Source organism: Mycobacterium sp., assembly GCF_049802695.1.
Classification (GTDB): domain Bacteria; phylum Actinomycetota; class Actinomycetes; order Mycobacteriales; family Mycobacteriaceae; genus Mycobacterium.
This window is the reverse complement of sequence record NZ_JBARMY010000337.1, coordinates 1-4,821: the sequence shown is the minus strand read 5'-3', so window position 1 is coordinate 4,821 and position 4,821 is coordinate 1. Positions and strand designations below refer to the sequence as shown.

Annotated in this window: 6 protein-coding genes and 1 pseudogene; 3 read left to right on the top strand and 4 right to left on the bottom strand. The window is 67.5% G+C overall.

Annotated elements, in window-relative coordinates:
• Positions 1-232 (top strand): annotated as a pseudogene (locus tag WA317_RS13875) (NDP-sugar synthase); the annotation flags it as partial.
• Here the strand turns inward: WA317_RS13875 and WA317_RS13870 are convergent.
• Genes WA317_RS13870 through cofD form a run of 3 tightly spaced genes read right to left on the bottom strand, consistent with a single transcriptional unit; the run spans position 214 to position 3,085 of the window.
• The gene (locus tag WA317_RS13870) at positions 214-756 is read right to left on the bottom strand and encodes an NUDIX hydrolase (protein WP_425173581.1); all 543 of its coding nucleotides are present in this window, start codon (positions 754-756) and stop codon (positions 214-216) included. The pseudogene WA317_RS13875 and the gene WA317_RS13870 overlap by 19 nt on opposite strands.
• Entirely contained in the window at positions 753-2,096 is a 1,344-nt protein-coding gene (locus WA317_RS13865; RefSeq protein WP_425173580.1) for a coenzyme F420-0:L-glutamate ligase, read from the bottom strand. The genes WA317_RS13870 and WA317_RS13865 overlap by 4 nt, the downstream gene beginning before the upstream one ends.
• Positions 2,093-3,085 carry a 2-phospho-L-lactate transferase gene (gene cofD / locus WA317_RS13860; RefSeq protein ID WP_425173579.1) on the bottom strand — a complete coding sequence of 331 codons (993 nt, stop codon included), beginning with the start codon at positions 3,083-3,085 and terminating at the stop codon, positions 2,093-2,095. The genes WA317_RS13865 and cofD overlap by 4 nt, the downstream gene beginning before the upstream one ends.
• A gap of 308 nt (positions 3,086-3,393) precedes the next feature.
• On the opposite strand from cofD, the gene WA317_RS13855 reads away from it, so the two are divergent.
• Positions 3,394-3,753: a WhiB family transcriptional regulator gene (locus WA317_RS13855; protein ID WP_425173578.1), complete on the top strand. Its 360-nt coding sequence runs from the start codon at positions 3,394-3,396 to the stop codon at positions 3,751-3,753.
• A gap of 25 nt (positions 3,754-3,778) precedes the next feature.
• On the opposite strand, the gene WA317_RS13850 is transcribed toward WA317_RS13855, so the two are convergent.
• Positions 3,779-4,201 (bottom strand): metallopeptidase family protein, encoded by a 423-nt coding sequence (locus WA317_RS13850; protein WP_425173577.1) that lies wholly within the window; start codon positions 4,199-4,201, stop codon positions 3,779-3,781.
• A gap of 158 nt (positions 4,202-4,359) precedes the next feature.
• On the opposite strand from WA317_RS13850, the gene WA317_RS13845 reads away from it, so the two are divergent.
• Positions 4,360-4,797, top strand: a complete 438-nt coding sequence (locus WA317_RS13845; RefSeq protein WP_425173576.1) for a DUF3499 domain-containing protein — start codon at positions 4,360-4,362, stop codon at positions 4,795-4,797.
• Positions 4,798-4,821 lie beyond the last annotated feature (24 nt).

The following is a 4,821-nucleotide window of genomic DNA, read 5'->3' as shown; positions in this document are numbered from 1 at the left end:
CCGACTGGACGGCGCGGTCATCTTCGACGGTGTCCGCGTCGGGGCCGGCTGCGTGATCGAACGGTCGATCGTCGGCTTCGGCGCCAGGATCGGCCCGCGGGCGCTGATCCGCGACGGGGTCATCGGTGACGGCGCCGACATCGGCGCGCGCTGCGAGCTGCTGCGCGGTGCGCGGGTGTGGCCCGGGGTGTCTCTGCCCGACGGCGGAATCCGCTACTCGTCTGACGTCTGAGTCGCCTGAGCGACCAGATAGGCCAGCGCATCATCGGTGCCATGCGGCAGCGCGTCGGCCGGCCACCAGCGCAGATCCAAAGACTCCCTGCTGAGGGTGATCTCGGCGTCGGCGGGTGCGTGCGCGACGAACTGCAGGTCGAGGTGACGGGTCGGCACACCCAGCGAGCAGGTGACGGGGTGGACGTGCACCGCGACAAGTTCCGGGTTAATGCGCAGGCCGCCCACACCGGATTCCTCGGTGGCCTCCCGCAGTGCCGCTGCCAGGATGTCCTCGTCGGCGTCTTCGCAGTGTCCGCCCAGTTGCACCCAGCGGCCCAGTCGCGGGTGCAGTGTCAGTAACACCTGCCCGGTTCCGTCGAGCACCAGCGCGGAGGCGGTGACATGACCGGGTACGCAATCCCGTCGGCACGCATCGGCGCGACCGTGCACGAACGCCAGTACCGCGTGCCGTAACGCGCCTTGCGCCGGGTTGGGTGCCTGCCAGTCGGTCAGGACGGCGATCGCCGACTCCCGAACGCTCACTTGACGACCAGGAGGCCGTCCAGCGGCGCCGGTGGACGTGGTCCCTGCTGAGGTTCTTCTGGGTAGCCGATCGCGACGGCGCCCAACGGCATCCATTCGCCGGGCAGCCGCAGCTCCGAGCGGACCAGGTCCGCGGCGAAGATGGTCGAGCCGATCCAGCAGCTGCCGACCCCGCGCACCGCCAGGGCGACCAGCAGTGCCTGGACGGCCGCACCGACCGCGACGGTGAACATGGTGTTCTCGGCCTGGGTGCGCGCCGCGTCGGGGTAGGTGTGCGCCCCGTCAGGCACCAGAAACGGAACGACGACTTCGGGTGCGTCGTAGAGGATTCGACCGCGGTCCAACCGCCGCTCGACGGCGTCGGCGGATTTGCCGTCACCGGTCAGGTCGGCCCACCACTTGTCGCGCATGCGATCGAGCAGTCGGCGACGGGTGGCGGCGGTCTGCAGCCACACGAACCGCACCGGTCGGGTGTGGTGCGGGGCCGGCGCTGTCAGCGCTTCGGCCACGGCGCCCTCGATGTGGTCCGCAGGCACCGGCTCGTCGCTGAACCGGCGAATGGACCGGCGCAACAACTGGGCTTGCCGCCGCCCCATGTCGACAGCTTCGGCGGTGCCCAACCAGAACAGGTCCTCGGTGCCGCCGCGCACCAACTGACGCGCAGTCGACCCGTCGTCGAAGAAGCGCAACCCGCGCACCACCGCGACCGGGACGGCCGTCAGCTTGCCCTTGACCAGGTCGGCTGCGGCAGCCACCTCGTCGGCCACGGCGATCTCGGTGACGAGCAGTTCGTTGCCGTGCTGGTCGACCGCGCCGGCGTACCCGTGCAGCACTTCGAGTCCGGCTGAGCCGACTGCCGCGTCGGTCTGGCCGTTGCGCCACGCGCGGCCCATCGTGTCGCTGATCACCACGGCCACCGTCACGCCCAGGCGTTCGTGCAGACCGGCGCGAAGGGCCGCGGCGCTGGCGTCCGGATCCTCAGGCAGCAACGCTAATTCGGCGACGTCGACGTTGGAGCCGTCCACCCCGGCGGCGGCCTGCACGAGTCCGATCCGGTTCTCGGTGATCAACGTCAGGCCTTTGCGGGCCAGTACTCGAACCGCTTCGGAGTCAACAAGCGTGCGCCGCAATTGGTCTCGTGCTTCAGCGTCTTGTGGAGCAGCCACCAGCCGGCCCTCGGCTTTGGAGACGACCTTGCTGGTGACCACCACGACGTCGCCGTCGCGCAGCCACGGCGCGCACTTGGCTACGGCGTCGGCCAAGTCGTCGCCGGGCCGAAACTCCGGAAGACCCTTCACGGGCAGAATTTCCACCACCGAGGCGGTGCCGTGGTCTGTCATACTGTGACGCCCGCAAGCTTCAGGCCCGCGCTTACCATGGCGGCGGTGGCGTCCGGGTCGGTCATCAGCAGCGGTATCGACTGCACCGCCACCCCGTCGATGTCGGCGTGATCGCCGTCGCTGATCAGCCAGCAGTCCAAGAGCCCGGTGTCGCTGCGCGCTCCGTAGTGCCGGCCCACCGCTTCGGAGGTCGATTCGACGCCGATCACTGTCAAACATTCATCAGCCATGCCGCGCAACGGCTTTCCGGTAATAATGGGGGAGTAGCCCACTACCGGGGCGGTCGTCGACCGCAGTGCGGCCCGAATGCCGCGAATAGCCAGGATCGCGCCGATGCTCACCACCGGGTTCGACGGCGCCAAGAAGATGACATCTGCCGCATTGATCGCTTGTACGACTTCGGCTGGGGCGTCCGCCTTCTCGGCGCCGATGAACGCGAAACTGTGGGTCGGCACCTGGGCCCGGTAGCGCACCCACCATTCTTGAAAATGGATGGCCCGCTGATCGCCGTCGGCCGGGTCAGTGATGACGACGTGAGTTTCGCAGCGGTCGTCGCTGACCGGCAACAATTGAGCGCCGGGCTGCCACCGGTCGCACAGCGCGGTGGTGATCTGTGAGAGTGGGTAGCCGGCCCGCAGCATTTGGCTGCGCACCAGATGGGTGGCCAAGTCGCGGTCACCGAGTTGGAACCAGTCGGGCTGCACGCCGTAGCGCGCCAATTCCTCCTTGGCGTGCCAAGTTTCGTCGCGATGTCCCCAGCCGCGCTGCGGGTCGACGCCGCCGCCGAGGGTGTACATGCAGGTGTCAAGGTCGGGGCAGATGCGAACGCCGTGAATCCAGGCGTCGTCGCCGATATTGACGATTGCGGTCAGCTCATGGTCAGCGGCGGCCGCCGGCGTGGGTGAGAATTGTCCGAGCCCTAACAGCCGCTGCACACCGAGCAGGAACCGGGCTCCGCCCACGCCGCCGACCAGTACGGTGACCTTCACATCGCACGACCCTACGCCGGGCCGGAAGTGCCGCGAAGAAACGGATGAGACGTATGTGACCGACACGCCGAGTTCCCAACGGCTGCAGTGGCGCAAAAATTCGGTCACGACATGATATTCAATTTCGTTCCAACGCTTGACCAGGAATGCTCACGCGTGTGTAATCACAGCAGTGTCATTTCTGGTTGGCCGGCCGGAATCGGTGTCGCAGACCGAGATTCGATCATACGTTCGAATCGAGATGACCGCATTACACAGTACAACAGCGGGCGACATGCACATTCACCATTTCAGTCAGGAGGCGGCCGATGTCGTTGGAACACGTACGAGGCGTAGTCGGAGGCATAGCGCACACGGCCGCCATATCAGCGGTCACCGGGGCGATCACCCGTCCCCGCTTGAGCTTGGTGCCCAGTGCCGCACCGGAATTCGAGCCGGAGCCGGTAAACAGTGAGCAATGGCAGGACCGCGCACTGTGCGCACAGACCGATCCCGAGGCGTTCTTCCCCGAGAAGGGCGGCTCCACCCGAGAGGCCAAGAAGATCTGCCTCGGCTGCGAGGTTCGCTCGGAGTGCCTCGAGTACGCCCTCGCGCACGATGAGCGCTTCGGCATCTGGGGCGGCCTCTCCGAGCGGGAGCGTCGTCGCCTCAAGCGCGGCATCATCTAGGCGTAACCAGCCAGTCGGCTGCGGCTCAGTCGTCGTCGATCGTCGGGTCGATCACCGTCGGCTCGACGTCCAAGTAGGTCGCGACTTGAGCCACCAGGACCTCATGCAGTAATTCAGCGAGTTCGACGGTGTCCTTCGCGCGCCGCTCGATGGGCTTGCGGAACAGAACGATTCGCGCCCGGGTGGCATTGCCGCGCACGTCGACACCGGCGGGGATCAGCCGGGCCAAGGCGATAGGGCCGTCGGCGACGACTTCAGGTGGCCACTGCACGCTCTCGGGATCTTTCGCCGCAATGCGCGGGATCTCGTCGACCGCCACATCCAACCCGGACACCCGCTCCTGCCAGCGCCGTTCGATGGGCTCATAAGCCTCGAGAACCGCCATGTCGAACCGCTCGGCGCGGCTGCGCCACCCCGGCACAGTTGGCGGAAGCAGCGGGCCGCGCATTTCCCGACCTCGGCGGAAACCCGACCTGCGGACCGACCGGCCGCCTCCGTAGCTGCGCGAATCGCCCACTCGGCGATGGTAACGGTTGGACATCGCGGCCCGGCTCAATGCGCGTGTCCGCCGCTGCGGCGACGTTTTCCCGCGATAGCCTCTCGAGCGTGAATGTTCCCCGTCGCTGCTGCCGGCCCGGGTGTCCGCACTACGCGGTTGCGACGTTGACGTTCGTCTACTCCGACTCGACCGCGGTAGTAGGGCCGCTGGCGACCGCGAACGAGCCGCACTCGTGGGACCTGTGCGTCGGCCACGCCAGCCGGATTACCGCGCCGCGCAACTGGCAACTGGTGCGTCATGCGGGTGAACTGGTCGCACCTCCGGAGGACGACGACCTGGTCGCGCTGGCGAACGCGGTGCGCGAGGGCCGAGACTGCGTCGCGGCCCGTCGGCCGGTCAACGGCTTCTCCGATCCGGGTTGCCACACCGATGGCGTACCCGCCACCGTCTCCGGCAACAGCGCCCTGGCGCCAAGTCCGCACTGTCCCACCGGTAACGGGCGCCGGCGCGGTCATCTTCGGGTGTTACCGGATCTTCCGACCTAGATAATCCGGCGGCGACAGCTAGGC

Bases quoted from the DNA above. Each gene is read 5' to 3' on its own strand.
- WA317_RS13850 (WP_425173577.1), bottom strand. From the start codon at position 4,201: ATGCGCGGCCCGCTGCTTCCGCCAACTGTGCCGGGGTGGCGCAGCCGC.
- WA317_RS13865 (WP_425173580.1), bottom strand. From the start codon at position 2,096: ATGACAGACCACGGCACCGCCTCGGTGGTGGAAATTCTGCCCGTGAAG.
- WA317_RS13855 (WP_425173578.1), top strand. From the start codon at position 3,394: ATGTCGTTGGAACACGTACGAGGCGTAGTCGGAGGCATAGCGCACACG.